This window comes from Salinibacter sp. 10B, assembly GCF_002954405.1.
In the GTDB taxonomy this organism is placed as follows: Bacteria; Bacteroidota; Rhodothermia; order Rhodothermales; family Salinibacteraceae; genus Salinibacter.
The window spans coordinates 1-888 of sequence record NZ_MQWC01000006.1; the positions used below are offsets into that span (position 1 = coordinate 1).

Sequence of the window (888 nt, forward strand, 5' to 3'; positions counted from 1 at the left end):
ATCATCGGCGACATGGGCGGATCCTCTCCCGGGTGCTCCGGAAAGACGTACACCCAAGTGCCCTCCTGCAGTGGCTCCGTACTCGTGTCGAGCACGCCGGTCTCGTGGTTGGCCGTCATGACGGTCTGCTGCGGCGCGATTCGCCACAGGGACGCTTCGTTCGCGTCGGGACCGGTGGCCCCGTGGAGCGGATTCTCGCGGCTCGACCCCGGGAGGTCGGGAAAGAAGTACTTGATGGGACCGGGCGGAACGTCTGAAAGTTCAGCAGACCCATTCTCGTCGAGCGTGGTCTCTTGCTCGGACCCGTCCGGCAGGATCACGACGACCGTTTCGTCCGCCACGGGCGCGTCGGTCACGAGGTCGCGGAGGCGGATGCTCAGGTCGTCCACGAATCGCATCACGCCCGTGCTCTTCGCGTCCTGCGAATCGGCGATGATGCCGCTCACGTCCACCGTGTAGAAAAACTGCGGTTGCACGTAGCCCTCCGGCGCCTTCCACTCCGGCACAATGTCCGCGGTGTCGCCCGGATACTGGAACCGGTACATCACCTCCACGGCTCCGTTTTCTACCCGAGGACGCAGCCGCGTCACCGGGACGTGCGCCCCGCGCTCCTTGTATTCGAAAATGCGGACGGTCGCCCGGCGGCCGTCGGGCGCGCCTTTCGCGTCGGCTGTGAGCGTGAGAATGTCTCCGCGTTTGACTTCTTCCTGCGACCACCGCGGACCCGCACCGGCTCGGTCACCTTCAGGGCCTCCGACTCGGCCGAGAGGCCGTGGTTCGGCATCTTGACCTTCGCCAGGAGGCCGCCCTTCGCCTTTTGCGGCACCCGAAGCCGGAGATTCATGTCCTCGCCCGCGAGCCGGCCGTCGAGGGTGTTGTGGACGGTCC

The 888-nt window shown here is 66.3% G+C and carries 1 protein-coding gene and 1 pseudogene; both read right to left on the reverse strand.

Annotation, left to right across the window (positions count from 1 at the left end; all coding sequences use genetic code 11):
- A pseudogene (locus BSZ35_RS18870) lies at nucleotides 1–590 on the reverse strand (hypothetical protein); the annotation flags it as partial.
- The coding region (locus BSZ35_RS19670; RefSeq protein WP_181149513.1) for a hypothetical protein at nucleotides 587–888 on the reverse strand (302 nt) is incomplete at its 5' end. The pseudogene BSZ35_RS18870 and the gene BSZ35_RS19670, both read right to left, overlap by 4 nt.